We start from the raw sequence: 24,674 nt of genomic DNA, 5'->3' as shown, positions 1-24,674 counted from the left end.
GCATACATCGCTCGAGGAGATCCTTCATGGCCGCGTCCGCACACTCTCAGATTCCTGACAAGCCCGTGCTCGAAGGCCTCGAAGCGAAGTGGGGCGAGGCATGGTCGGAGCAGGGCACCTACCTGTTCGACCGCATCCGCGCCGCGCAGTCGGGCCGTGACGGCGTGTACTCGATCGACACTCCCCCGCCGACGGCGTCGGGAAGCCTGCACATCGGGCACGTGTTCTCGTACACGCACACCGACGTCAAGGCGCGATTCGAGCGCATGCGCGGCAAGAACGTGTTCTATCCGATGGGCTGGGACGACAACGGCCTGCCCACCGAGCGCCGCGTGCAGAACTACTACGGCGTGCGATGCGACCCGTCACTGCCGTACCAGGCCGACTTCACGCCGCCGTTCGAGGGCGGCGACAACAAGTCGAGCCGCGCCGCCGACCAGCAGCCGATCAGCCGCCGCAACTTCATCGAGCTCTGCGAGCGCCTGACCATCGAGGACGAGAAGCAGTTCGAGGCCCTGTTCCGCCAGCTCGGCCTCTCCGTCGACTGGACCCAGACCTACCGGACGATCTCGGACGACACGATCCGTCAGAGCCAGCTCGCCTTCCTGCGCAACCTCGAGCGCGGCGAGGCCTACCAGTCGCTCGCTCCGACCCTGTGGGACGTCGACTTCCGCTCCGCCATCGCGCAGGCCGAGCTCGAGGACCGCGACCAACAGGCCGCGTACCACACCATCGACTTCCCCTTCGCGGACGGATCGGGCTCGATCACGATCGAGACCACCCGCCCCGAGCTCCTTCCCGCATGCGTGGCGATCGTGACCCACCCGGAGGGACCCCACAAGCACCTCATCGGCACGAAGGTGCGCACGCCGTTCTTCGGCGCCGAGATCGAGATCCACGGCCACCACCTCGCCCAGCCCGACAAGGGCACGGGGGCGGCGATGGTCTGCACCTTCGGAGATGTGACCGACATCATCTGGTGGCGCGAGCTGCGCACGACCGAGGGCGGCGACCTGCCGAACATGACGACCATCGGCCTCGACGGACGATTCCTGCCCACCGCGCCGTCCATCGTGGCAAGCGCTGAGGCCACAGACTGGTACGCCGCGGAGCTGGCGGGCAAGACGGTGTTCTCCGCCCGCAAGGCGATCGTCGAGAAGCTGCAGGAGACCGGCGACATGACCGCCGTCGGCAAGCCGTTCAACCACGCGGTGAAGTTCTTCGAGAAGGGCGACCGTCCCCTCGAGATCGTCTCGACCCGGCAGTGGTACATCCGCAACGGCGCCCGTGATGCGAAGCTCCGCGACGAGCTGCTCGCGCACGGCTCCGAGCTCGCCTGGCACCCCGACTTCATGCGCGTCCGCTACGAGAACTGGGTCGGCGGCCTCACGGGCGACTGGCTCGTGTCGCGTCAGCGTTTCTTCGGTGTGCCGATCCCGCTCTGGTACGCGCTCGACGAGAACGGCGAGCGCGACTACGACAGGGTTCTCACGCCCGATCACGCCAGCCTGCCGATCGACCCGACGACCGACGTGCCCGCCGGCTACACCGAGGAGCAGCGCGGCGCGGCCGGGGGCTTCGTGGCCGAGGCCGACATCCTCGACACCTGGGCCACGTCATCCCTGACACCTCAGCTCGCCGGCGGATGGCAGCGCGACGAGGAGCTGTGGGAGCTCACGGCTCCGTTCGACCTGCGTCCACAGGGTCAGGACATCATCCGCACCTGGCTCTTCTCGACCATGCTGCGCTCGACTCTGGAGGACGGCCGCACGCCCTGGCGCAACGCCGCCATCTCCGGCTTCATCGTCGACCCCGACCGCAAGAAGATGTCGAAGTCGAAGGGGAACGTCGTCACCCCGGCCGACATCCTCGAGACCCACGGCTCGGATGCGGTGCGCTACTGGGCCGCCTCCAGCCGCCTGGGCATGGATGCTGCCTTCGACCCCCAGAACCCGACCCAGGTGAAGATCGGACGTCGCCTCGCGATCAAGGTGCTCAACGCGGCGAAGTTCGTGCTGTCGTTCCCGGTGCCAGAGGGCGCGCAGGTGACGCACGCCCTGGATGCATCGATGCTCACAGCCCTGGACGCCGTGATCGTCGAGGCCACGAAGGCCTACGAGAACTACGACCAGGCCAAGGCGCTCGAAGTGACCGAGGCGTTCTTCTGGACGTTCTGCGACGACTACCTCGAGCTCGTCAAGGAGCGCGCCTACAACCAGAACGATGTGGGGCAGGCCTCGGCCGCACTCGCACTGCGCCTCGCACTGTCGACGCTGCTCCGTCTCCTGGCGCCGATCATCTCCTTCGCGACCGAGGAGGTGTGGTCGTGGTTCGAGGAGGGATCCGTCCACACGGCCAGCTGGCCGGAGCCTCTCGGCATCGACGGCGACACCGCGGTGCTGTCGGCCGCGAGCGAGGCGCTGATCGGCATCCGCCGCGCCAAGACGGAGGCGAAGGCCTCGCAGAAGACGCCGGTCTCCCGCGCAGCGATCGCCGCCCCCGCGACGAAGCTCGACGCTCTGCGCGCCGCAGCTGACGACCTCAGAGCCGTGGGGCGTATCGCCGAGCTCGAGTTCACCGAGGCCGAGGCGTTCGCGGTCACCGCGATCGAGCTCGCCCCGGTCGAGGGCGCCTGATGCAGCTGGGCACGCGGTGGGCGGCGGGGTCCGAGGCGCCCGCCTCGGTTCCCGCGGCACTTCGTCCGGCGATCGCCGAGGTGGAGTCGCGCGGCCTGACCGGTCACTGGACGCTCACCTGGCTCGAGGGGCGCGCGATCGCGGAGCTCGACGCCGGCTGGGAGGTCGTGCAGACGGCCGCCGGAGAAGTGGTCGCCCGCCCCTTCGAGGACTGACGCGTCGCCCATCGAGAGTGACGCAACCACGCGCTGCTGCGCCCACGCCGACCCGGAGTCAACGTCGAGGCAGGCCGAGCTGCGCCAGGGCGTGATCGACGGCCGACGGGTCGTGGCGCCGGGTCTGCTGCTCGCGCAGGAGATCCAGGGTGATCTCCCTGCGCCGTGCACGATGGGCGATGCGCCTCTCGACATGCCGTGAGAGCGTGCGCGCGAGGTGCTGGAGCATCCGCTCGAATGCGGTGGGGCCGACGAGTCGAAGCGTTGCGGTCGTCATGGTCATCACTCCTCGGGGTTCGTGCGGCGAGTCCGCGCGGCAGGAAGGTCGAAGATCTCGGCGCGCAGAGTCACGCGCCGCGTCCCGGCGGCGTTCTCCTGGCCGCGGTATCGCTCGATCGCAGCATCGACGACAGCGCTGAGCTCGCCGGCGAGCTCAGTCATCTGCGGGGCGGTCAGATCGAGCATCGTGGTCATCACGAGTCCGGAGTCGCGCCATTCCTCGGGTTCGTCCGCCGTCGATCGGTTCATGTAGTCCATCAGCGTCTGATGGCGCAGGCGGAAGAACTCCGAGGTCACGATCTGGGCGGCCGCGCGATTCGACGGCGACTGCTGCTCGTCCGGCCCCGGCAGGTTGATCCGGCCCTTCGGGCGCTCCCACCACCGCTCGCGTGCCGTCCCGCGTCCGGTGACCTCCCTGATGAGATCGTGTGCGGCCAGCGCTCGCAGGTGATAGCTGGTCGCCCCCGACGTCTCGCCGATCAGAGCGGCGAGACTGCTGGCCGTCTGGGGCCCCCGCTCGCTCAGGAGATCGTAGATGCGCACCCGGAGCGGGTGGGCCAGTGCCTTCAGAGCGCCGGAGTCGAGAGTGCGTCCCTCATCGTTGGTCATACATGCAAAGATACCTCTGCAAAGCTTTCTTTGCAAGTATTTCTTTGCATTGCACTTGCCAGGCGCGTCAGCTCACGGCATCCCGCGCCGCGACGAAAGCCTGGACGCACCGCTCGATCTGCTCCGGACTGTGTGCGGCGGACAGCTGCACGCGGATCCGGGCGGCACCGCGAGGCACGACGGGGAAGCTGAACGCGGTCACATAGACGCCCTGCGCCTGCATCTCCGTTGCGATCCGCGCCGTCAGCGCCGCATCGCCGAACATGACGGGGACGATCGGATGCTGTCCTGGCAGCAGGTCGAAGCCCTCCGCCGTCATCCGCTCGCGGAACAGCGCCGCGTTGTCCCTCAGGCGCGCCCGCAGATCCGCCGAGCTCTCGACCAGATCGAGCGCCGTCAGGGTGCCGGCGACGATCGCGGGGGCGAGGGTGTTCGAGAACAGATACGGCCGCGATCGCTGCCGCAGCAGGGCGACGATGTCGCGGTGCGAGGCGACGTAGCCCCCGGATGCTCCACCCAGTGCCTTGCCGAACGTGCCGGTGTAGATGTCCACCCGATCGGCGACGCCGCAGAACTCGGGGGTGCCCCGCCCGTTGTCGCCGACGAATCCGACGGCGTGCGAATCGTCGACGAACACCAGGGCGTCGTACGTGTCGGCCAGGTCGCAGATCTCCGCGAGCGGGGCGATGTAGCCGTCCATCGAGAAGACGCCGTCGGTGACGATCACCCGGAATCGCGCGTCGGATGCGGCCTGCAGTTGAGCTTCGAGATCCGCCATGTCACGGTTGCGGTATCGCAGTCTGCGGGCTTTGGACAGGCGGATGCCGTCGATGATCGACGCGTGATTGAGCTCGTCCGAGATGATGGCATCGTCCGCGCCGAAGAGCGTCTCGAACACTCCCCCGTTCGCATCGAAGCACGACGAGTACAGGATGGAGTCATCCGTGCCGAGGAAGTCGGCGAGGCGGCGCTCCAGCTCGAGGTGCTGCTCCTGGGTGCCGCAGATGAAGCGGACGCTCGCGAGTCCGTATCCCCATTCCTGCAAGGCAGCCGTCGCGGCCTCCAGAATCCGGGGATCGTCGGCGAGCCCGAGATAGTTGTTGGCGCAGAAGTTCAGCACCTCAGCGCCGTCCGCGGTGATCAGGGCGCTCTGCGCACCGCGGATGCCGCGCTCGTGCTTGGTGAGGCCCGCCGCGTCGATCTCTGCGAGTTCGCCCGCCACATGATTCTGAAAAGTCCCGTACATCACAGCTCCGTCCAGTCGAGGATGATCTTTCCTGTGCCGGCGGACTCCGCCGCGGCGAAACCCCGCTCCCACTCACGAGCCGGCAGCACGTCCGCGATGACTCTGCCGATCGAATCGCGCAGCGTCGCGCTGGTCTGCAGCATCGCCCCCATCGCGTTCCAGGTCTCGAACATCTCGCGACCGTAGATCCCCTTGACGGTGAGCATGTGCGTGACGAGCTTGCCCCAGTCGATCTCGAATCCCGCGCTCGGCAGTCCGAGCATCGCGATGCGACCACCGTGGTTCATGTTCTCGATCATGGCGGGCAGAGCAGCAGGAGCGCCGCTCATCTCGAAGCCGATGTCGAACCCCTCCCGCAGGCCCAACGCGTGCTGGGCGTCGCGGATGTCGCGCGTCGAGACGTCTACGACTTCATCGGCGCCCATCTCCCCCGCCATCTCGAGGCGGGCTGCGCTGACGTCCGTCGCGGCGATGAACCGCGCTCCGGCGTGCCGCGCCACGGCGATCGCCATGAGGCCGATGGGTCCGCATCCGGTCACCAGCACGTCCTCACCGACCAGCGGATAGGTGAGAGCGGTGTGCACGGCGTTGCCCAGCGGGTCGAAGATCGCCCCGAGTTCGGGCGAGACGTCGGCATGATGCACCCAGACGTTCGTCGCCGGCAGGGCGAGGTACTCCGCGAACGCGCCGTCACGCTGCAGGCCGAGCCCGATGGTCCTGATGCACATCTGCCGGCGTCCGGCTCGACAGTTGCGACAGGTGCCGCAGACGATGTGCCCCTCGCCGGAGACGCGATCCCCGACAGCGATGTCATGGACGAGAGGTCCGACCTCCACGACCTCGCCGTAGAACTCGTGGCCCGGAATGAGCGGGGCGTCGATCGCAGACGCGGCCCAGTCGTCCCACCGACGGATGTGCAAGTCGGTGCCGCAGATCCCCGTGCGCATCACGCGGATCACGACCTCGTCGGGTGCGGCTACCGGGTCGGGGCGCTCGGCGAGTTCGAGCCCGGCCGATCGTTCTGCCTTGAACAGTGCCTTCATACGTCGATTCCATCGCACCGGACCATGTAGAACCACCGGCAGTGTCTGCATGGATCATGTAGTAAACGCTAATCTTTCTGGGTGGAGCTACACCAACTGCAGATGCTCAGAGAGCTCGGGGCGCTGGGCAGCGTCACCGCCGTCGCAGAGGCGCTGCACGTCACCCCGTCCGCGGTGTCGCAGCATCTCGCCGCCTTGCAGCGGGACTTCCGCACGCCTCTCACCCGCAAGGACGGCCGCCGCCTCACATTGACCGCCGCGGGCGAGGTTCTCGCGACTGCAGGCGCCGAAGCGATCGACGCGATGGCCGCCGCCCGCAGCTCGCTCGATGACTTCGAGAACGACAGCACCGGCGTGGTGACGATCAGCGGGTTCCACAGCGTCGGGCAGGCGCTGTTCGGGTCACTGATCCGTGAGCTCGACGATTCACCCGCACCACCGACCGTGCAGCTCACCGACGAGGATGTGGCGCAGAGCGAGTTTCCTGCGCTCACCGCTCGCTACGACCTCGTGCTCGCGCATCGCATGGAGCATTCACCGCCCTGGCCGACCGACGGGGTGCGCAGCCTCGCGCTCGTGCGAGAGCCCCTCGACGTCGCCGTCGCCGCGTCGCATCCGCTCGCCGCTCGCGGGCAGGTGACGTCCTTCGATGTCGTCGACAGCCCCTGGGTCACCAGTCGCATCGGTTACTCCCCTGACGACGTGCTGCGCGCCGTGTCGGCCGTCGCCGGACGCCCGGTCGAGATCCGCCACCGGATCAATGACTATGGCGCGGTCGCGGCCGTCGTCGCCGCAGGCGGGGTACTCGGAATGCTGCCTCGCTATACGTCCCGCACCGTCGACGACCGCGACATCGTGCGGCTTCCGCTGCGAGGAGTGAGCACACACCGAATGATCGATGTGCTCGCCCGGCCCGAGAACCTGAGGCGGCAGTCGGTACGCCTGGTGGTCGAGGCCCTGCAGCGGGTGATGGCTAGGCTCAGAGGATGACCGACGTCGCGAATCCTCTGCTTCAGCCGTCCACGCTCCCTTACGGTCTTCCCGACTTCGCCGCCATCAGACCCGAGCACTACCCGCCGGCGTTCCAGGACGCGTTCGACGAGCACCTCCGAGAGATCGCTCGGATCACGATGGTGCGCTCGATGCCCACCTTCGAGAACACGATCGAGGCGCTGGAACGCTCAGGAGAGCTGCTCGACCGCGTCGCGCACGCGTTCTACACCGTGACCTCAGCCGATGCGACGCCGGAGATCCAGGAGATCGACGAACAGCTCGCTCCCCTCATGGCGGCTCATCAGGATGCCATCACTCTCGACGGCGCGCTGTATTGGCGCGTCCAGCAGGTGCACGCGCACCTCGACGATCTCGAGCTCGATGATGAGCAGCGGTATCTGGTCGAACGGCACCACCGCGAGATGACCCACGCGGGTGCGGCCCTCGACGACGAGGCGAAGAGCAGACTCACCGCCCTGAACCAGCAGCTGTCGACTCTGAACAACACCTTCGAGCGCAACCTGCTGAACGACACGAACGACCTCGCCGTCGTGTTCGATTCGGCCGATGAGCTCGCCGGTCTCAGCAGCGGAGAGCTCTCCGCAGCGGCCCGCGCGGCGACGGATCGCGGCCTCGACGGACGCTTCGTCATCTCCCTGCCGCTGTTCACCGGGCATCCGTACCTGGCGCAGCTCCGCGACCGCGAGTCGCGCCGCCGCATCATGGCGGCCTCGCAGTCGCGCGCTGCCCGCAGCAACGCGAACGACAATCGTCCCGTGCTCGCTGAGATCGTCCGGCTCCGCGCCGAGCGCGCGGCGCTGCTCGGCTATGCCTCGCATGCCGCGTACGTGACGGCGGACGAGACAGCCGGCAACCCGGACGCGGTCGAGCGGATGCTGCGCGATCTCGCGGCCCCCTCTGCGCGCAACGCGCGAGCGGAGAGGGAAGCCCTGCAGGCGATCGTCGACGAGACCGAGGCGACCCCCTTCTCGGTCGAGGCGCATGACTGGGCGTTCTATACGGAGAAGGTGCGGACGGCCCGATACGCGATCGACACGAGCGCGCTCCGCCCGTGGTTCGAGGCCGAGCGGGTGCTGCAGGACGGCGTCTTCTTCGCAGCGACGAAACTCTACGGGGTGACGTTCGCAGAGCGCCGGGACCTCCGCGCCTACCACCCGGGCGCGCGCGTGTTCGAGGTGCGCGACGCCGACGGGAGCGCGGTCGGACTGTACGTCCTCGACCTGTACACCCGTGATTCGAAGCGCGGCGGCGCCTGGATGAACCCGATCGTGAGCCAATCGCGTCTGCGCGGAACGCTCCCGGTGGTCGTCAACAACCTGAACGTGCCGCTTCCCGGCGACGGAGAGCCGACTCTCCTCACCCTCGACGAGGTCACGACGCTCTTCCACGAGTTCGGCCATGCGCTGCACGGGCTCTTCGCCGTCGTCACGTACCCGCACTTCGCGGGAACGAACGTCTTCCGCGACTTCGTGGAGTTCCCCAGCCAGGTGAACGAGATGTGGATCCTGTGGCCTGAGGTGCTCGACAACTACGCGCGGCACCATGAGACAGGCGAACCGCTCGACCCCACGATCGTCGAACGACTGCGCGCGACGGAGACCTTCAACCAGGGCCATGACACGAGCGAGTACCTCGCAGCCGCCTGGCTGGACCAGGCATGGCATCGGGTCGATGAGGCTACGACGGTCGACGACGTCGCCTCCTTCGAAGCCGCAGCGCTGGCCGACATCGGACTCGACGATCCGGTCGTGCCGACCCGCTACTCGTCGACGTACTTCGCCCACGTGTTCTCGGGCGGGTACAGCGCCGGCTACTACTCGTACATCTGGAGCGAGGTGCTCGACGCGGACACCGTCGAGTGGTTCCGCGACAATGGCGGACTCACCCGAGAGAACGGCGACCGATTCCGTGGCCGGCTTCTGGGCGTCGGCGGCTCGAAGGATCCGCTCGTCGCCTACCGCGACTTCCGGGGACGGGATGCCGAGATCGCGCCGCTCCTGAAGCGCCGCGGTCTCGAGGCGTGAGGAACCCGTCCGTACGCGGAGTGCCGACGGACGCCTAGCGAAGGAGAGTCACGCGCTCTTGCGCTTGCGCTCCATCACGATCGTGGGAGGAGCGCCCTCGTCGACGGCTGCCCTCGTCACGATGACCTTGGCGACATCCTCCGCTGATGGGATCTCGAACATGATCGGACCGAGCACGTCTTCGAGAATGGCCCGCAGTCCGCGAGCACCGGTCTTGCGCTCGACCGCGAGGTCGGCGATCGAGCGGAGCGCGTCCTCTTCGAACTCGAGCTGGACTCCGTCGAGTTCGAACATGCGCTGGTACTGCTTCACCAGCGCATTGCGGGGTCCGGTGAGGATGTCGATGAGGGCGTCCTGGTCGAGCGGGGAGACCGAGGTCACCACGGGGAGACGGCCGATGAACTCGGGGATGAGACCGAACTTGTGCAGGTCCTCCGGGAGCACCTCGCTGAAGAGGTCGAGGTCCTTGCCCTTGTCGTGCAGCGGCGCACCGAATCCGATGCCGTGCTTGCCGACGCGCGCGGAGACGATGTCCTCGAGCCCCGCGAACGCACCAGCGACGATGAACAGCACGTTCGAGGTGTCGATCTGCAGGAACTCCTGGTGCGGATGCTTGCGCCCGCCCTGCGGCGGCACCGAGGCCACAGTCCCCTCGATGATCTTCAGCAGCGCCTGCTGCACGCCCTCGCCGGAGACGTCACGGGTGATCGAGGGGTTCTCGGCCTTGCGGGCGATCTTGTCGACCTCGTCGATGTAGATGATGCCCTGCTCGGCGCGCTTGACGTCGTAGTCTGCGGCCTGGATCAGCTTGAGGAGGATGTTCTCGACGTCCTCGCCGACATAGCCGGCCTCGGTGAGGGCCGTCGCGTCGGCGACAGCGAACGGCACATTCAGGCGCTTGGCCAGGGTCTGCGCAAGGTAGGTCTTGCCGCAGCCGGTCGGGCCGATGAGCAGGATGTTGCTCTTGGCGATCTCGACGCTCTCGGCCTTCTGCTCGGCGGTCTGGAGCGTGCCGTGTGCGCGGATCCGCTTGTAGTGGTTGTACACCGCGACAGCGAGCGCTTTCTTCGCAGGCTCCTGTCCGACGACGTACTCCTCGAGGAACGAGAAGATCTCACGGGGCTTGGGGAGTTCGAAGTCTGCCGTGCCCTCCGCGGAGGACTCTGCCATCCGCTCCTCGATGATCTCGTTGCACAGCTCGACGCACTCGTCGCAGATGTACACACCGGGGCCAGCGATGAGCTGCTGCACCTGCTTCTGGCTCTTTCCGCAGAACGAGCACTTGAACAGGTCAGCGCTTTCACCGATACGGGCCATGCGCGTCCTCCTAGGGGGATCCAGAGATCGTCTACTGAGCCTAACCGCTGCATCCGACGCCGGGACGCATTGGCGCGGTACCGCATATCTCGAGTCGATATCGACTCGCACGAGAAAGGCCCGCCCCTCGCGATGCGCGGGGCGGGCCTGTCGATGACGGGTCTCAGACCATGGACTTGGTGTGCCAGACCGTCTTGACCTCGGTGAACGCTCCGATCCGCTCCGGCGATGCGGTGACCGCGCCTGGTGCCAGCACCCGCTTCAGCGTCTCGGCGGCATCGATCTGCAGGTCGATCCACTCGAGATCCCCGGCACCTGCCAGATCGAGCGCGTTGACGTCCTGGTGTGAGGCGAGCCACGGCGCCATCTCGGCCGGCGACCCGGTGAGCACGTTGACGACGCCCCCGGGGAGATCGCTCGTCGCGAGCACCTCGGCGAGACTGATGGCGGACAGCGGATACTGCTCGCTCGCGATCACCACGACCGCGTTGCCTGCGACCAGTGCCGGTGCGACGACGGAGACGAGTCCGAGCAGTGCCGAATCCTGAGGTGCCACGATCGCGACGACACCGGTCGGCTCCGGAACGGAGATGTTGAAGTAGGGGCCGGAGACCGGGTTGGCGTTGCCCGCGACCTGCGCGTACTTGTCGCACCAGCCGGCGTACCAGACCCAGAGGTCGATCGCCTCGTCGACCTGCGCGGCGGCGGCGGCCGTCGAGACGCCCTCCTGCGCGGCGATCTCGTCGATGAACTGCGCGCGCCGCCCCTCGAGCACCTCGGCGACGCGGTACAGCACCTGTCCGCGGTTGTAGGCGGTCGCTCCCGACCACCCCTTCACCGCGGCGCGAGCGGCGACGACGGCATCCCTGGCGTCCTTGCGGGAACCCTTCGCCGCGTTCGCGAGGAACGTCCCCTTCGCCGACAGCACTTCGTACGTGCGTCCTGACTCGCTGCGCGGGAACGCGCCGCCGATCGCCAGCTTGTAGGTTTTCGGAACACTGAGTCGGTCATTGGCACCGAATCGCTTGCTCATTCTCCGGCTCCCTTCAGGTATGCGGTGAGGCCCTGGCGTCCGCCCTCGCGGCCGTATCCGGACTCCTTGTACCCGCCGAACGGGCTCGAGGGGTCGAATCGGTTGAAGGTGTTGGCCCAGATGACGCCGGCGCGCAGACGGTCGGCGACCGCCAGGATGCGCGAGCCCTTGTCCGACCAGATGCCCGCGGAGAGGCCGTAGGGGGTGTTGTTGGCCTTGGCGATCGCTTCGGCGGGAGTGCGGAAGGTCAGCACCGACAGCACGGGCCCGAAGACCTCGTCGCGTGCGATGCGATGCGACGCCTCGACACCGGTGAAGATCGTCGGCGCGAACCAGAAGCCCTTGTCGGGGATCGCGCAGTCCGCGGTCCACCGCTCAGCGCCCTCGGCCTCGCCGATGTCGCTGAGCTCCCGGATGCGCGCGAGCTGCGCAGCCGAGTTGATCGCCCCGATGTCGGTGTTCTTGTCAAGCGGGTCGCCGAGGCGCAGCGTCGACAGGCGGCTCTTCAGCCGATCGATGACCTCGTCATGGATCGACTCCTGCACGAGCAGTCGACTTCCGGCGCAGCAGACGTGCCCCTGGTTGAAGAAGATCCCGTTGACGATCCCCTCGACCGCCTGGTCGATGGGCGCGTCGTCGAACACGATGTTCGCAGCCTTCCCTCCGAGCTCGAGAGTGAGCTTCTTCCGGGTGCCGGCCACCGCCTTGGCGATGTCCCTGCCGACACCGGTCGACCCTGTGAAGGCGACCTTGTCGACGTCGGGGTGACGCACGAGCGTGGCACCCGTGGAGCCGGCGCCCGTGATGATGTTGACGACACCGGCGGGAAGATCCGCCTGCTGCAGGATCTCCGCGAAGATCAGCGCCGTCAGCGGCGTCGTCTCGGCAGGCTTGAGCACCACGGTGTTGCCTGCCGCCAGAGCAGGAGCGAGCTTCCACGCGAGCATCAGCAGCGGGAAGTTCCAGGGGATGATCTGCCCGGCCACGCCGAGCGCCCGCGGGTCGGCGCCGAGTCCGGCGTAGTCGAGCTTGTCGGCCCACCCCGCGTAGTAGAAGAACCAGGAGGCGACGAGAGGCACGTCGACATCGCGGCTCTCCTTGATCGGCTTCCCGTTGTCGAGGCTCTCGGCGACGGCGAGCTCGCGAGCCCGCTCCTGCACGAGACGTGCGATGCGGAAGAGGTACTTGCCGCGATCGCGGCCGCTCATCTTCGACCAGGTCTTCTCGTAGGCGCGGCGTGCGGCGGCGACCGCCCGGTCGACATCCGCGTCGCTCGCCGAGGCGATCTCGGCGATGTGGCTCTCATCGGCCGGTGAGATCGTCGCGAAGCTCGACCCCGATCCGTCGACGAACTCACCGTCGATGAAGAGCCCGTAGCTGTCCTTGAGGTTGAGTACTGCCTTCGACTCCGGTGCCGGAGCGTATTCCAGGAATGACATATGCGGGCTCCTAGTCGATCGTGACGTAGTCGGGGCCGGAGTAGTGGCCGGTGGTGAGCTTCTGTCGCTGCAGGAGCACGTCGTTCAGCAGGCTCGAGGCGCCGAAACGGAACAGGTGCGGCTGGAGCCACTCCTCCCCCACGGTCTCGGCGACGGTGACGAGGTACTTGACCGCGTCCTTGGAGGCGCGGATGCCGCCGGCGGGCTTGACGCCGATGCGCTCGCCTGTACCCCGGTGCCAGTCGCGCACGGTCTCGAGCATGAGGAGGGTCGTCGGCAATGTCGCTGCCGGCTGCACCTTGCCGGTCGACGTCTTGATGAAGTCGCCTCCGGCGAGGATGCCGAGCCACGATGCGCGCTTGATGTTGTCGTAGGTGTTGAGCTCACCGGTCTCGAGGATCACCTTGAGCGACGCGTACGAACCGTCGGCACGACGGCATGCCTCTTTCACCTGGGCGATCTGGTCGTACACGAGCCCGTAGCGACCGGAGAGGAACGCTCCGCGGTCGATGACCATGTCGATCTCGTCGGCGCCTGCCGCGACGGCCTCCGCCGTGTCGGCGAGTTTGATGGCCAGCGAAGAGCGCCCGCTGGGGAACGCCGTGGCGACCGCCGCGACCGAGATGAGTCCGTCATCCGGGTCGCCGTGCAGGGTGCCGAGCGCCTCGACCGCGTCACCGACCATGTCGCCGTAGACGCAGACGGCGGCGACCCGAGGGGTGGACGGATCCGCGGCATCCGGGTTCTTCGCCTTCGCGACCAGCGAGCGCACCTTGCCGGGGGTGTCCGAGCCTTCGAGCGTGGTGAGGTCGATCAGCTTGATGATGGTGTCGAGGGCCCAGGCCTTCGACGTGGTCTTGATCGAGCGCGTGCCGAGTGCGGCCGCGCGCTGCTCGAGCCCGACGGCGTCTACGCCCGGGAGTCCGTGCAGGAACCGGCGGAGCGTGGCGTCATCCGGCTCACCGCCGAGAACGTCCACCGCCGTCCTGCGGCTGAGTTCTTGGGTCGTCATCGTTCCTCCAACAATGCTCGTGCTGTGGTCTCATCTGTCACCAGAACGCTGCACAGGCCGCTGGTGACGACTGTGCGCGCGATGTCATGCTTGGCGTCACCGGCGGTGACGAAGATCGAGCGCTGGGCGGCGCGCAGGCGGCCGAGCTCCACGCCCACCGTCCTCGCATCCAGCTGCGGGTCGACGATGTTGCCGTCCGCGTCTATGTAGCGTCCGAGGACGTCGCCGACAGCACCGCGTCGGGCGAGCTCCTCGACATCGGATGCCGTGAGGTAGCCGTTCTCGACATGAGCCGAGCTCGCATCGCACGGTCCTGCCGTGAAGAGGAACGCCTGCGCCTCCGCCGCCTCGACGAGGACGGCCGCGACGGTGCGGTCGGCCTCGATCGCCTGCTTGGTCTCGACGCGTTCGAGGATCGCCGGGCTGGGAAGCAGCGAGACGTGTCCGGATGCGCGCTGCGCGATGGTCACGGCCAGTCCGGCGGCTCCCCCCGAACGCCGGTTGAGGCTGACTCCCCCGTTGAGCTGGACGACCGTGACGCCGGTCGCCCATCCGTCCGGCAGCGCCTCGGCGACCGCGCGCAGCGTGCGCCCCCAGCTCACACCGAGCGTGCGGGGCACCGGACGCATCGCGGTGAGGTAGTCGGCTGCCGCCTGCGCGACGCGCTCGAGAGTGCCGTCGTCACCGTCGGGAGATGGGACCACGACGGCGGCGGTCAGTCCGTGCCGCTCGACGAGCTGTCTCTCGAGGCCCAGCCGGCGGGCGCGAGGGTGGACGATCTCGATGCGGACGATGCCGCGTTCGCGCGCCTGGGTCAGCAGTCGGCCGACCTTCCAGCGCGACAGCTTGAGGAGAGCGCCGATCTCGTCCTGCGTCTTGTCCTCGTCGTAGTACAGCTCCGCGACGCGGACCATGATCAGTTCTTCTTCCACGGCCTCCTCCTTCCTCGACCAGCTTACGTCCGCCGCACCGTTCGCGCATCACTCTGCTCATATGAGCGGCGCGAGCCACAGCGGTCGCACATCCGCCGGAGACGACGAAAGGACGCCGACCCGAAGGTCGACGTCCTTTCAGAGACCGGTGATCAGACGCGCTTGCGCGAGGTGAGCACCTGGTCGACGATGCCGTAATCCAGCGCCTCTGCGGCGGAGAGGATCTTGTCACGGTCGATGTCGCGGTTGACCTGCTCGACGGGCTTGCCGGTGTGGCGAGCCATCGCCTCTTCGAGCCAGGTGCGCATGCGGAGGATCTCCGCCGCCTGGATCTCGATGTCGGATGCCTGGCCGTGGCCCGCCTCTCCCATCGCCGGCTGGTGCATCAGCACGCGGGCGTTGGGCAGTGCGAGGCGCTTGCCGGGGTGTCCGGCCGCGAGCAGGACGGATGCCGCCGACGCCGCCTGACCGAGCACCACCGTCTGGATCTGCGGCGCGACGTACTGCATCGTGTCGTAGATGGCCGTCATGGCGGTGAAGGATCCACCGGGCGAGTTGATGTACATCGTGATGTCGCGCTCGGAGTCCTGGCTCTCCAGGACGAGGAGCTGAGCCATCACGTCGTCGGCCGAGGCGTCGTCGACCTGCACGCCGAGGAAGATCACGCGGTCTTCGAACAGCTTGTTGTACGGGTCCTGACGCTTGAAGCCGTAAGCCGTGCGCTCCTCGAACTGCGGGAGCACGTAGCGGCTGGAGGGCAGGTCGCCGGCAGAGCGGAAGGTAGGTGTGTACATGAGAGTCCTTTCGCTTTCCGTTACTTGGTGTCCTGCTCGGTACCGCCGCCGCCGACGACGTCGGTGGCCGAATCGCGGATGTGGTCGACGAAGCCGTACTCGAGCGCCTCGTCGGCGGTGAACCAGCGGTCGCGGTCACCGTCGGCGTTGATCTGCTCGACCGACTTGCCGGTCTGCGCCGCGGTGATCTCCGCGAGGCGGTTCTTCATCGAGGTGATGAGCTGCGCCTGGGTCTGGATGTCGCTCGACGTCCCACCGAAGCCACCGTGCGGCTGGTGCAGCAGCACGCGGGCGTTCGGGGTGATGTACCGCTTGCCCTTCGTGCCGGCGGTCAGCAGCAGCTGACCCATCGATGCCGCCATGCCGATGCCGACGGTGACGATGTCGTTCGGGACGAACTGCATCGTGTCGTAGATCGCCATGCCGGCGGTGATCGATCCGCCGGGCGAGTTGATGTAGAGGTAGATGTCCTTGTCGGAGTCCTCAGCGGCGAGAAGGAGGATCTTCGCGCAGATCTCATTGGCGTTCTCGTCGCGCACCTCCGATCCCAGCCAGATGATGCGGTCCTTCAACAGCCTGTCGAAGACGCTCGTAGCGAGGAGGGGTTCTGCAGCCATGTCAGCTCCTGATTCCGTGTTTCAGTGATTCGAATCTACCGGCGACAACGCAGCGCTCAGGCCGTGTTCGCCGTCGGCATATCAGGCGTCGAGATCCGCGATCTCGTGCGCGTATGCGGTCATCGATCGGTGGTACCTCGGCAGGTGCGGGACGAGCGCGAGGAGCGCGACGGACAAGCCCTGTGCGGGGCGTCCGGAACTGGCCAGGATCAGCGCGTGGACGGTGGCCACCGCATCACGATACGGCCCGTCCGCCGCGATCTCCTCCTCGGCACGGATCACGGCCAATGCCTCGTCGTACTCCCCCAGGTTGCGCAGCGAGCTGGCCATCTGGATCACGCACTGCGGTCGATGCTCGTCGTCGAGTCCGAGAGCGAGCGCTCTGCGATAGAGCTCGACCGCCTCCGCGGGTCGCCCTGCCGAGTCCCTGGCGCCTGCGCGCTCGAACTCCGCGCGGGCATCGTCGCGGCCCCGTTCGGCGGCGAGGGCATCGATCCGCGCGATCGTGTCATCGCCGACCTCCTCGCCTGACGCATCCGCCCAGACCTCGTCGATGCGCTCGTCCCAGCTCTTCGTCTGCTCGCTCATCGATTCCTCCTCTTCACGAGAAAGGGGCGGATGCCGCAGCATCCGCCCCTCCCATCGCAATCGTGTCCGATCACTCGGCCTTGTCGGCAGCCTTCTTGGCCGGAGCCTTCTTGGCTGCGGGCTTCTTGGCCGCAGGCTTCTTCTCTGCCGGCTTCTCATCGGCCTCGGCGTCGTCGGCCTTCTTGGCCGGAGCCTTCTTGGCGGCCGGCTTCTTGGCGGGAGCCTTCTTGGCCGGCTTCTCCTCGGCCGGAGCCTCGGACTCGCCCGCGTCCTCCGCCTCGTCGTCGGTGACGACGAAGTCGGACAGGTCGACCGGCTTGCCGTTGGTGTCGACGACCTTGACCTTGCCGAGCGCGATCGCGAGCGCCTTGTTACGCGCGACCTCGCCGACGAGCGCCGGAAGCTGGTTCGACGACTGCAGCGCCTCGACGAACTCCTGAGGAGCCATGCCGTACTGCGATGCGGACTGGATGAGGTACTGCGAGAGCTCTTCCTGCGAGACCTGCACGTCGGCCTGCTCGGCGATCGTGTCGAGCAGCACCTGCGTGCGGAACTGCTTCTCGCTGGCCTCGGTCACCTCGGCGCGGTGGACATCGTCCTCGAGGCGGTTCTCGCCCTCGAGGTGATTGTGCACCTCGTCCTCGATGAGCTTCGGCGGGACCGGGATGTCGATCTGCTCGAGCAGCGTCTCGACGAGCTTGTCGCGTGCCGCGGAGCCCTGCGTGAAGACACCCTGCTGCGAGACGCGCTCGGCCAGGCTCTCGCGGAGCTCGGCGATCGTGTCGAACTCGCTGGCGATCTGGGCGAAGTCGTCGTCGGCTTCGGGAAGCTCGCGCTCCTTGACGGCCTTGACGGTGACGGAGACCTCGGCCTCGGATCCGGCGTGGTCGCCGCCGACGAGGGCGGAGCGGAAGGTCGTGTCCTCACCGGCGGTGAGCGACTCGATCGCGTCATCGATGCCCTCGAGCAGCTCGCCGGAGCCGACCTCGTAGGAGACGCCCTCCGCACGGTCGATCTCGGCACCGTCGATGGTCGCGACGAGGTCGAGCTCGACGAAGTCGCCCTTGGCGGCGGGACGGTCGACCGGGACGAGCGTGCCGAAGCGGGCGCGCAGCGTCTCGAGCTCGGCGTCGAGCGCCGCGTCATCAGCCTCGACCGCGTCGACGGTCAGGGTGATGCCGTCGAACGACGGGATCTCGATGTCGGGACGGACGTCCACCTCGATGTCGACGAGCAGGTCGCCCGAGAAGTCCTTCTCGTTCGGCCACTGCGTGATGTCGGCGGCCGGACGCCCGACGACGCGGAGCTTGTGCTCGACGGTCGCGTCGCGGAAGAACTTGTCGAGGCCCTCGTTGACCGCGTGCTCGATGACCGCGCCGCGACCGATGCGCTGGTCGATGATCGGAGCCGGGACCTTGCCCTTGCGGAAGCCGGGGATCTGGACATCCTGAGCGATGTGCTCGTAGGCGTGCGCGATGCTGGGCTTGAGGTCGTCAGGGGTGACCGTGATGCTGAGCTTGACCCGGGTCGGGGTCAGCTTCTCGACGGTGCTGTTCGCCATTCTGGTGTGCTCTCCTTGTGATTTCCGCGCTGAATCGCGGCTGTCAGGCCGTTGAAGCCGTGTCGGGGCGACAGGAGTTGAACCTGCGACCTCCCGCTCCCAAAGCGGGCGCTCTACCAAACTGAGCTACGCCCCGGGGAATCCGCATGCAGATTCAGCCCCATCGAGTCTAACGGACGCGAGCACCTCCGTCCGTCCGGTATAGTCGATGAGTCGGCACGGACCGCAGGGTCCAGGTCGACAACGGGGCTGTAGCTTAGTGGTAAAGCCTCTGTCTTCCAAACAGATGATGCGAGTTCGATTCTCGTCAGCCCCTCACTCCGAAGGCCCCCGCAGCGATGCGGGGGCCTTCGTCATTCCCTGATCTGCGGGGTTTCTGGCAGAGTCGAGGTGTCCGCGTTCCGCTCACGGAGGTGCCACCGAATGCCCGCCCGTCTCGCCCGCACCCTGTCGTGTGCCCGATGAGTGAGCGTCCGTCGCCCGGAGGGCACGAGCTGCCACCCCTTTTGCACTCGCCTGCCACGCCCCGGAGGTCCCGGAGGGCGCTCATCTGGTGGGTGTCCGCCTCGCTCACGCTCGCTGCGATCCTCGCGACCGCCGGCGCGCTGCAGCTGATGGCGAACCTCGGCTACGACGACGCGCTGAGCCGATTCGACGACACCCTCGCCGACACTCGGCTCACCCTCGCCGACGTCGAGGCCCTGACGGATGAGCTCCGCACGACATCCGATACCGCGACCCTGCTCGTCGAGAGCGATTCCGGCGTGCTGGCCGACCCTGGCGCGAACGAGACGCTCCGGGCGTCCGTCGCTGCGGCCGATGACACCGCGGCGTCCGCAGAAGAGCTCCTCACCGAGCCGATGCCGGAGGCCGAGGCGAAGCCGATCGTGTTCTGGGAGCTTTTCGGGGCCGCCGAAGAGCTGGATGTGGAGGTCGAGGGCCTCCGCACGCTCGACTCCGAGCTGTCGGAGGAGTCACCGGGCATCGCGTCCGCGACCGACGACGTCACTGCGGACGGACTGGCCCTCGTGGAGTCCGCGGCCACCGCCGCCTCTGCTTTCGAGGCCGTACACCTCTCCGCGAAGAACGATGACGTGATCGCACTGCGAGACGCTGCCACGACGGCTGCCGGAACATCCGTGCTCGATGACACCGCAGTGAGCAGCTTCATCGCGCTGCAGGATGCTGCAGGGCAGGTCGTCGCCGGCGAGAAGACCGAGCTGGCCGAGAAGGCGGGGCCGCTGCAGGGTACCCGGTTGGAGATCGAGGCGTTCGCCCGTTCGCTCGCACCGGGTGTCCTGCTCGAATTCGACTGGAACACCATCGTCAACGGCGCCGGCTACAACGGCAGTATGGGTGGCCTCACGACATGGTGGTGGGACGAGCCCGACCGCGCACTCATCGAGCTCTCGAACTCCGTCGCCGAGCAGTGGCCGGGCGATCGGAGCAAAGCCCTCGTCGCGCATGAAGTGGGACACGCGATCAGCGTCAAGTGCGAGGAGATGTACGACTCGTCCACCCAGGACAGCATCGAGAAGTGGGCCACCGCCTGGGCGATCAGCAAGGGCTTCACCGACGACGCCAACGGCGTGTGGGCGTACGGCTATCCCCGCAGTCCTACATCGACGCCGCCGCCGGGTGCCGCTGAGCCGCGCCGCCGAGCCGCCGAGCCGATCCGCTCAGACAGCGAAGAAGCCGTCGCGATCGAATCGCGACGGCTTCTTGTGTCAGATCAGACGGAGGTCACTGGCCCCGGCGCTCGCGAAGCTGCGTCAGCGCGTCCTCGAGCAGCTGCACGGCCTCCTCGTCGGTGCGACGCTCCTTCACATAGGCGAGGTGCGTCTTGTAGGGCTCGGGCTTCGCGAGCGCAGGCGGGTTCGCCTTGTCGCGTCCGGCCGGGAGCCCCGACTGAGGGTGGTCGATCGTCTCGGGAATCTCGTCTTCGGGCAGACCCGCCGCGAAGTAGCGGACAGTCTCGTTGCCGAGCCCGTCCCAGTACGACACCGCGATGCGGTCGGCGTGGTAGCCGTGGTCCTGCTCGCCCATGGGGCCGGAACCGACACGGGTCCCTCGGATCGCATTACCGCCAGTAGCCATCAGATCACCTCGAACTTCGTGATGAGACCGAGCGCGACGATCGCCACGAACCACGCCAGAGCGAGGATGACCGTGAAGCGGTTGAGGTTGCGCTCAGCGAGGCCCGACGAGCCGACAGCCGACGACATGCCTCCGCCGAACATGTCGGACAGGCCGCCGCCGCGACCCTTGTGGAGGAGGATGAGGAGGGTCAGCAGGACGCTGGTTATGCCCAGCACCACCTGCAGGACGAACTCGAGAATTTCCACGAGGAAGAGCCTTTCGCTGGGGCAGGACTGCCCCGGTAACGGTCAAGTATACGGTGCGGCGGGGCCGGAGCCCCGCCACACTCACACGCCGACGTGCTTCTCGAAGCGGATGATCGCGGCGAACTCATCGACCACGAGGCTCGCGCCTCCGACCAGTGCGCCGTCGACATCGGGCTCGCGCATGAAGCTGGCGATGTTGGCCGCCTTCACCGACCCGCCGTACAGGATCCGGGTCCGCGCGGCAGCGTCGTCCCCCAGCACCTTGGCGACCACGGTGCGCAGTGTCGCGCAGACGTCCTGGGCCTGCTGCGGCGTCGCCGCCTGGCCGGAGCCGATCGCCCAGACGGGCTCGTAGGCCACGACGATGTCGGCATCCTTCGGCAGGCCCTGGAGCGCGACCTCGAGCTGACCGACGGGAACGGCGCTGGCGCCGAACTTCTCGAGGTCCTCTGCGGTCTCGCCCACGCAGATTACCGGCGAGAGACCATGCTTGAGCGCGGCCTTCGTCTTCGCCGCCACGACCTCGTCGGACTCCGAGTGGTACTCACGGCGCTCCGAGTGCCCGATGATGACGTACTTCGCGTCGAGCTTGGCGAGGAACGCGCCGGACACCTCACCGGTGTATGCGCCGGAATCGTGCGCCGAGAGGTCCTGCGCGCCGAGGGCGAACGGGATCTTGTCGGCGTCGATCAGCGTCTGCACGCTGCGGATGTCGGTGAAGGGCGGGAACACCGCGACCTCGACCGATCCGTCCTCATGCTTGGCATCCTTGAGCGTCCAGTGCAGCTTCTGCACGAACGCGACCGCCTGCAGGTGGTCGAGATTCATCTTCCAGTTTCCCGCGATCAGCGGGGTACGGGTCTTCACGCCCATCCGAGCACCTCCAGGCCGGGTAGTTTCTTGCCCTCGAGGAACTCGAGGCTGGCGCCGCCGCCGGTCGAGATGTGACCGAACTGGTCGTCGGCGAAGCCGAGCTGACGCACGGCCGCCGCGGAATCTCCACCACCGACGACGCTGAGTCCGTCGACCTCGGTGAGAGCCTGGGCGACGGCTTTGGTCCCGCCCGCGAAGGCCGGGAACTCGAACACGCCCATCGGACCGTTCCAGAACACCGTCTTCGAGCCGCGGATGACCTCCGCGAAACGCGCCGCCGTGTCCGGGCCGATGTCGAGGCCGATGCCGGCCGCGCCGAACGCGGTGTCCTCGATCGCGTCGGCGGCGGTCACCTCATGCTCGGCGTCGGCCGAGAAGGAGGAGGCGACGATGACGTCGGTCGGGAGCACGAGCTCGACGCCGCGCTTCTCGGCCTCGGCGATGTAGCCGCGGACGGTCTCGAGCTGGTCCTCTTCGAGGAGGCTGGATGCCACGGCGTGGCCCTGCGCCTTCAGGAAGGTGAACAGCATCCCTCCGCCGACGAGGATGCGATCCACGCGCGGCAGCAGGTGCGAGATCACGCCGAGCTTGTCGCTCACCTTGGACCCGCCGAGCACGACCGCGTACGGTCGCTCGGGGCTCTCGGTGAGACGGTCGAGCACGTCGAGCTCTGCGGCGATCAGCAGTCCGGCGGCGGAGGGCAGCAGCTCGGCGAGGTCATAGACGCTCGCCTGCTTGCGGTGCACCACGCCGAACCCATCGGAGACCATGACGTCCCCGAGCTCTGCGAGCTGAGCCGCGAAGGCGCCGCGCTCGGCGTCGTCCTTCGAGGTCTCCCCCGGGTTGAACCGCAGATTCTCGATGACGACGATGCCGCCGTCCTCGAGTGAGGCCACGGCCTCCTGCGCCGACTCGCCGACGGTGTCGCGTGCGAACGCGACCGGCTTGCCGAGCAGCTCCGAGAGTCGCTGGGCGACCGGACCGAGGCTGTACTGCGGGTCGGGCGCACCGTCGGGGCGACCGAGGTGCGAGCACACCACGACGCGGGCGCCCGCGTTGATCAGTGCGTTGAGAGTCGGCAGCGAGGCGCGAACGCGGCCATCGTCCGTGATGATCCCGTCCCGGAGGGGGACATTGAGATCACAACGGACGATGACGCGCTTGCCCTCGAGCGGACCCAGAGAATCCAGGGTGCGCAGAGTCATGGCGGTGTCTCAGAGACGCTCGGCCACGTACTCGGTCAGGTCGACGAGACGGTTGGAGTAGCCCCACTCGTTGTCGTACCAGCTGGAGACCTTGACCAGGTTGCCACTGACGTTGGTCAGCGTCGAGTCGAAGATCGACGAGTGCGGGTTGTGCACGATGTCGCTGGAGACGATCGGGTCCTCGTTGTACTGCAGGAAGCCTGCGAGGCGCCCATCGGCAGCAGCCTTCTTGTACGCCTCGTTGACCTCGTCGACCGTGAGGTTCTCACGGTCGGTGATGAGGGTGAGGTCGACGATCGAGCCGGTGGGAACCGGCACGCGGTACGACGAGCCGCTCAGCTTGCCCTGGAGCTCCGGCAGGACCTCGCCGATCGCCTTGGCGGCACCGGTCGAGGCCGGCGTGATGTTGATGGCCGCAGCGCGTGCGCGACGAAGGTCGCTGTGCGGGCCGTCCTGCAGGTTCTGGTCTGCGGTGTAGGCGTGCGCGGTCATCATGAACCCGCGGTCGATGCCGAACGCGTCGTTGAAGACCTGGGCCAGCGGCGCGAGGCAGTTGGTCGTGCACGAGGCGTTGGAGATGATGTGGTGCGTCTCCGGGTTGTAGGTGTCCTCGTTCACGCCCATGACGAACGTGCCGTCGACTCCGGTGCCCGGTGCCGAGATGAGGACCTTCTTGGCGCCGGCCTCGATGTGCTTCTTGGCGAGGTCGGCCTTGGTGAAGAAGCCGGTCGACTCGATGACGATGTCGACGCCCAGCTCGCCCCACGGCAGGTTTGCGGGGTCGCGCTCGGCGAAAGCCTTGATCGCCTTGCCGTTGACCGTGATGCTCTCGTCGTCGAAGCTGATGTCAGCATCGAGCACGCCGCCCACGGAGTCGTACTTCAGAAGGTGGGCAAGGGTCTTGTTGTCGGTGAGGTCGTTGACCGCGACGATCTCGATGTCCGCTCCCTGCGCGAGAGCCGCGCGGAAGTAGTTGCGTCCGATGCGGCCGAAGCCGTTGATACCGATCTTGACAGACACTCAGGTCTCCCTGTTTCTCGTGCGCTGTGCGCAGCAAAAGTGCATACGCGATGCGCGGGGGTTTTTGGCTGAGATGGCGTCCCGACGAGACTGAGCCCGTCGGGACGCGACCCGATTACGACAGTACCAGCAGGCCGTTCGTCTTCTCGCGGGCTGCCTCGAAGCGCTGGGCGACGTTCTCCCAATTGGCGATGTTCCAGGCGGCCTTGACGTAGTCGGCCTTGACGTTGAGGTAGTCGAGGTAGAAGGCGTGCTCCCACATGTCGAGCTGGAACAGCGGCACGGTGCCGGCTGCCGTGTTGGACTGCTGGTCGAACAGCTGCTGGATGATCAGGCGCTGCCCGATCGAGTCCCAGCTGAGCACCGACCAGCCGGAGCCCTGGATGCCGAGGGCGTTGGCGGTGAAGTGCGCCTGGAACTTCTCGAAGGAGCCGAAGAACTCGTCGATCGCGGCCTTGAGCTCACCCTCGGGCTGTCCGCCGCCGGTCGGCGAGAGGTTCGTCCAGAAGATCGAGTGGTTGACGTGTCCGCCGAGGTTGAACGCGAGGTCCTTCTCGAGCTTGTTCACGTTGGCGAGGTTGCCGCTGTCGCGAGCCTCGGCGAGCTGCTCGAGGGCGGTGTTCGCGCCGGCGACGTAGGTCGCGTGGTGCTTGTCATGGTGCAGCTCCATGATCTTGCCGCTGATGTGCGGCTCGAGGGCTGCGAAGTCGTAGGGAAGGTCGGGGAGCGTGTAGGTCGCCATGTCGCTTTCATCCAATCCGCGCCGCGCCGCGGCGCTTGCCGATCCTCTGCGCCGCCGATGTGCGACGTAGAGCGGACGTTACTCATCCTAGTGACGACAACGCCCGGGCTGGCTGGATCCTTCCTCCGTA

The 24,674-nt window shown here is 67.3% G+C and carries 24 protein-coding genes and 2 tRNA genes; 5 read left to right on the top strand and 21 right to left on the bottom strand.

The window, feature by feature from the left end; translation table 11 throughout:
- The first annotated feature begins 26 nt into the window (after nt 1-26).
- Both valS and BLW44_RS08125 read left to right on the top strand, forming a co-directional pair.
- Nucleotides 27-2,636, top strand: coding sequence for a valine--tRNA ligase (gene valS, locus BLW44_RS08130; protein WP_060926444.1), 2,610 nt, complete (start codon nt 27-29; stop codon nt 2,634-2,636).
- Nucleotides 2,636-2,851, top strand: coding sequence for a hypothetical protein (locus tag BLW44_RS08125; protein ID WP_060926445.1), 216 nt, complete (start codon nt 2,636-2,638; stop codon nt 2,849-2,851). The genes valS and BLW44_RS08125 overlap by 1 nt, the downstream gene beginning before the upstream one ends.
- Nucleotides 2,852-2,909: 58 nt before the next feature.
- On the opposite strand, the gene BLW44_RS08120 is transcribed toward BLW44_RS08125, so the two are convergent.
- The 4 genes from BLW44_RS08120 to tdh form a co-directional block, all read right to left on the bottom strand.
- Nucleotides 2,910-3,128, bottom strand: coding sequence for a hypothetical protein (locus tag BLW44_RS08120; RefSeq protein WP_139305255.1), 219 nt, complete (start codon nt 3,126-3,128; stop codon nt 2,910-2,912).
- 5 nt (nt 3,129-3,133) lie between these two features.
- Entirely contained in the window at nt 3,134-3,739 is a 606-nt protein-coding gene (locus tag BLW44_RS08115; protein ID WP_060926447.1) for an ArsR/SmtB family transcription factor, read from the bottom strand.
- Between the two features lie 67 nt (nt 3,740-3,806).
- Nucleotides 3,807-4,985: a glycine C-acetyltransferase gene (locus BLW44_RS08110; RefSeq protein ID WP_060926448.1), complete on the bottom strand. Its 1,179-nt coding sequence runs from the start codon at nt 4,983-4,985 to the stop codon at nt 3,807-3,809.
- Nucleotides 4,985-6,028: an L-threonine 3-dehydrogenase gene (gene tdh, locus BLW44_RS08105; RefSeq protein ID WP_060926449.1), complete on the bottom strand. Its 1,044-nt coding sequence runs from the start codon at nt 6,026-6,028 to the stop codon at nt 4,985-4,987. The genes BLW44_RS08110 and tdh overlap by 1 nt, the downstream gene beginning before the upstream one ends.
- Nucleotides 6,029-6,109: 81 nt before the next feature.
- Here tdh and BLW44_RS08100 point away from each other — a divergent pair, with 81 nt between their 5' ends.
- Both BLW44_RS08100 and BLW44_RS08095 read left to right on the top strand, forming a co-directional pair.
- On the top strand, nt 6,110-7,018 hold the full coding sequence (locus BLW44_RS08100) for a LysR family transcriptional regulator (protein ID WP_060926450.1): 909 nt from the start codon (nt 6,110-6,112) through the stop codon (nt 7,016-7,018).
- Complete coding sequence (locus BLW44_RS08095; protein ID WP_060926451.1) at nt 7,015-9,066, top strand: M3 family metallopeptidase; 2,052 nt, start codon at nt 7,015-7,017, stop codon at nt 9,064-9,066. Before BLW44_RS08100 ends, BLW44_RS08095 begins: the two co-directional genes overlap by 4 nt.
- 48 nt (nt 9,067-9,114) lie before the next feature.
- Here BLW44_RS08095 and clpX read toward each other — a convergent pair whose 3' ends face one another.
- The 10 genes from clpX to BLW44_RS08045 form a co-directional block, all read right to left on the bottom strand.
- Nucleotides 9,115-10,383, bottom strand: coding sequence for an ATP-dependent Clp protease ATP-binding subunit ClpX (gene clpX / locus BLW44_RS08090; RefSeq protein WP_060926452.1), 1,269 nt, complete (start codon nt 10,381-10,383; stop codon nt 9,115-9,117).
- A 163-nt stretch (nt 10,384-10,546) separates the two neighbouring features.
- Nucleotides 10,547-11,416: an aldehyde dehydrogenase family protein gene (locus BLW44_RS08085; protein WP_060926453.1), complete on the bottom strand. Its 870-nt coding sequence runs from the start codon at nt 11,414-11,416 to the stop codon at nt 10,547-10,549.
- Complete coding sequence (locus BLW44_RS08080) at nt 11,413-12,855, bottom strand: aldehyde dehydrogenase family protein (RefSeq protein ID WP_060926454.1); 1,443 nt, start codon at nt 12,853-12,855, stop codon at nt 11,413-11,415. The genes BLW44_RS08085 and BLW44_RS08080 overlap by 4 nt, the downstream gene beginning before the upstream one ends.
- 10 nt (nt 12,856-12,865) lie before the next feature.
- Nucleotides 12,866-13,867 (bottom strand): deoxyribose-phosphate aldolase, encoded by a 1,002-nt coding sequence (gene deoC / locus BLW44_RS08075; RefSeq protein ID WP_060926455.1) that lies wholly within the window; start codon nt 13,865-13,867, stop codon nt 12,866-12,868.
- On the bottom strand, nt 13,864-14,799 hold the full coding sequence (locus tag BLW44_RS08070; protein ID WP_060926456.1) for a sugar-binding transcriptional regulator: 936 nt from the start codon (nt 14,797-14,799) through the stop codon (nt 13,864-13,866). Before BLW44_RS08070 ends, deoC begins: the two co-directional genes overlap by 4 nt.
- A gap of 152 nt (nt 14,800-14,951) precedes the next feature.
- Nucleotides 14,952-15,593, bottom strand: coding sequence for an ATP-dependent Clp protease proteolytic subunit (locus tag BLW44_RS08065; RefSeq protein WP_060926457.1), 642 nt, complete (start codon nt 15,591-15,593; stop codon nt 14,952-14,954).
- Nucleotides 15,594-15,613: 20 nt separating this feature from the next.
- Entirely contained in the window at nt 15,614-16,210 is a 597-nt protein-coding gene (locus tag BLW44_RS08060; RefSeq protein WP_060926458.1) for an ATP-dependent Clp protease proteolytic subunit, read from the bottom strand.
- Nucleotides 16,211-16,291: 81 nt separating this feature from the next.
- Nucleotides 16,292-16,798: a tetratricopeptide repeat protein gene (locus BLW44_RS08055; protein ID WP_060926459.1), complete on the bottom strand. Its 507-nt coding sequence runs from the start codon at nt 16,796-16,798 to the stop codon at nt 16,292-16,294.
- Between the two features lie 70 nt (nt 16,799-16,868).
- A complete protein-coding gene (gene tig / locus BLW44_RS08050) occupies nt 16,869-18,359 on the bottom strand; it encodes a trigger factor (RefSeq protein WP_060926460.1) in 1,491 nt (496 codons plus the stop codon).
- A gap of 62 nt (nt 18,360-18,421) precedes the next feature.
- Nucleotides 18,422-18,495 (bottom strand) — tRNA-Pro (locus BLW44_RS08045).
- Nucleotides 18,496-18,604: 109 nt separating this feature from the next.
- Between BLW44_RS08045 and BLW44_RS08040 the strand changes: the two genes are divergently transcribed.
- A tRNA-Gly gene (locus BLW44_RS08040) sits at nt 18,605-18,675 on the top strand.
- A gap of 658 nt (nt 18,676-19,333) precedes the next feature.
- On the opposite strand, the gene BLW44_RS17760 is transcribed toward BLW44_RS08040, so the two are convergent.
- The 7 genes from BLW44_RS17760 to BLW44_RS08000 form a co-directional block, all read right to left on the bottom strand.
- On the bottom strand, nt 19,334-19,837 hold the full coding sequence (locus tag BLW44_RS17760; RefSeq protein WP_139305254.1) for a hypothetical protein: 504 nt from the start codon (nt 19,835-19,837) through the stop codon (nt 19,334-19,336).
- A gap of 265 nt (nt 19,838-20,102) precedes the next feature.
- The gene (locus BLW44_RS08025; protein ID WP_060926462.1) at nt 20,103-20,456 is read right to left on the bottom strand and encodes an RNA polymerase-binding protein RbpA; all 354 of its coding nucleotides are present in this window, start codon (nt 20,454-20,456) and stop codon (nt 20,103-20,105) included.
- On the bottom strand, nt 20,456-20,704 hold the full coding sequence (secG, locus tag BLW44_RS08020) for a preprotein translocase subunit SecG (protein ID WP_060926463.1): 249 nt from the start codon (nt 20,702-20,704) through the stop codon (nt 20,456-20,458). The genes BLW44_RS08025 and secG overlap by 1 nt, the downstream gene beginning before the upstream one ends.
- Nucleotides 20,705-20,785: 81 nt before the next feature.
- Nucleotides 20,786-21,577, bottom strand: a complete 792-nt coding sequence (gene tpiA, locus BLW44_RS08015; RefSeq protein ID WP_060926464.1) for a triose-phosphate isomerase — start codon at nt 21,575-21,577, stop codon at nt 20,786-20,788.
- The gene (locus BLW44_RS08010; RefSeq protein WP_060926465.1) at nt 21,568-22,782 is read right to left on the bottom strand and encodes a phosphoglycerate kinase; all 1,215 of its coding nucleotides are present in this window, start codon (nt 22,780-22,782) and stop codon (nt 21,568-21,570) included. The genes tpiA and BLW44_RS08010 overlap by 10 nt, the downstream gene beginning before the upstream one ends.
- A 9-nt stretch (nt 22,783-22,791) precedes the next feature.
- On the bottom strand, nt 22,792-23,802 hold the full coding sequence (gap, locus tag BLW44_RS08005) for a type I glyceraldehyde-3-phosphate dehydrogenase (protein WP_060926466.1): 1,011 nt from the start codon (nt 23,800-23,802) through the stop codon (nt 22,792-22,794).
- Between the two features lie 115 nt (nt 23,803-23,917).
- Entirely contained in the window at nt 23,918-24,544 is a 627-nt protein-coding gene (locus tag BLW44_RS08000) for a superoxide dismutase (protein ID WP_060926467.1), read from the bottom strand.
- Nucleotides 24,545-24,674: the final 130 nt, after the last annotated feature.

The organism is Microbacterium hydrocarbonoxydans (genome assembly GCF_900105205.1).
In the GTDB taxonomy this organism is placed as follows: Bacteria; Actinomycetota; Actinomycetes; order Actinomycetales; family Microbacteriaceae; genus Microbacterium; species Microbacterium hydrocarbonoxydans.
Note: the sequence above shows the minus strand (reverse complement) of the source record. Positions and strands in the feature narration are given on the sequence as shown.

Bases quoted from the DNA above. Each gene is read 5' to 3' on its own strand.
- valS (WP_060926444.1), top strand. From the start codon at position 27: ATGGCCGCGTCCGCACACTCTCAGATTCCTGACAAGCCCGTGCTCGAA.
- BLW44_RS08125 (WP_060926445.1), top strand. From the start codon at position 2,636: ATGCAGCTGGGCACGCGGTGGGCGGCGGGGTCCGAGGCGCCCGCCTCG.
- BLW44_RS08120 (WP_139305255.1), bottom strand. From the start codon at position 3,128: ATGACGACCGCAACGCTTCGACTCGTCGGCCCCACCGCATTCGAGCGG.
- BLW44_RS08115 (WP_060926447.1), bottom strand. From the start codon at position 3,739: ATGACCAACGATGAGGGACGCACTCTCGACTCCGGCGCTCTGAAGGCA.
- BLW44_RS08110 (WP_060926448.1), bottom strand. From the start codon at position 4,985: ATGTACGGGACTTTTCAGAATCATGTGGCGGGCGAACTCGCAGAGATC.
- tdh (WP_060926449.1), bottom strand. From the start codon at position 6,028: ATGAAGGCACTGTTCAAGGCAGAACGATCGGCCGGGCTCGAACTCGCC.
- BLW44_RS08095 (WP_060926451.1), top strand. From the start codon at position 7,015: ATGACCGACGTCGCGAATCCTCTGCTTCAGCCGTCCACGCTCCCTTAC.
- clpX (WP_060926452.1), bottom strand. From the start codon at position 10,383: ATGGCCCGTATCGGTGAAAGCGCTGACCTGTTCAAGTGCTCGTTCTGC.
- BLW44_RS08085 (WP_060926453.1), bottom strand. From the start codon at position 11,416: ATGAGCAAGCGATTCGGTGCCAATGACCGACTCAGTGTTCCGAAAACC.
- BLW44_RS08080 (WP_060926454.1), bottom strand. From the start codon at position 12,855: ATGTCATTCCTGGAATACGCTCCGGCACCGGAGTCGAAGGCAGTACTC.
- deoC (WP_060926455.1), bottom strand. From the start codon at position 13,867: ATGACGACCCAAGAACTCAGCCGCAGGACGGCGGTGGACGTTCTCGGC.
- BLW44_RS08065 (WP_060926457.1), bottom strand. From the start codon at position 15,593: ATGTACACACCTACCTTCCGCTCTGCCGGCGACCTGCCCTCCAGCCGC.
- BLW44_RS08060 (WP_060926458.1), bottom strand. From the start codon at position 16,210: ATGGCTGCAGAACCCCTCCTCGCTACGAGCGTCTTCGACAGGCTGTTG.
- BLW44_RS08055 (WP_060926459.1), bottom strand. From the start codon at position 16,798: ATGAGCGAGCAGACGAAGAGCTGGGACGAGCGCATCGACGAGGTCTGG.
- tig (WP_060926460.1), bottom strand. From the start codon at position 18,359: ATGGCGAACAGCACCGTCGAGAAGCTGACCCCGACCCGGGTCAAGCTC.
- BLW44_RS08025 (WP_060926462.1), bottom strand. From the start codon at position 20,456: ATGGCTACTGGCGGTAATGCGATCCGAGGGACCCGTGTCGGTTCCGGC.
- tpiA (WP_060926464.1), bottom strand. From the start codon at position 21,577: ATGGGCGTGAAGACCCGTACCCCGCTGATCGCGGGAAACTGGAAGATG.
- BLW44_RS08010 (WP_060926465.1), bottom strand. From the start codon at position 22,782: ATGACTCTGCGCACCCTGGATTCTCTGGGTCCGCTCGAGGGCAAGCGC.
- BLW44_RS08000 (WP_060926467.1), bottom strand. From the start codon at position 24,544: ATGGCGACCTACACGCTCCCCGACCTTCCCTACGACTTCGCAGCCCTC.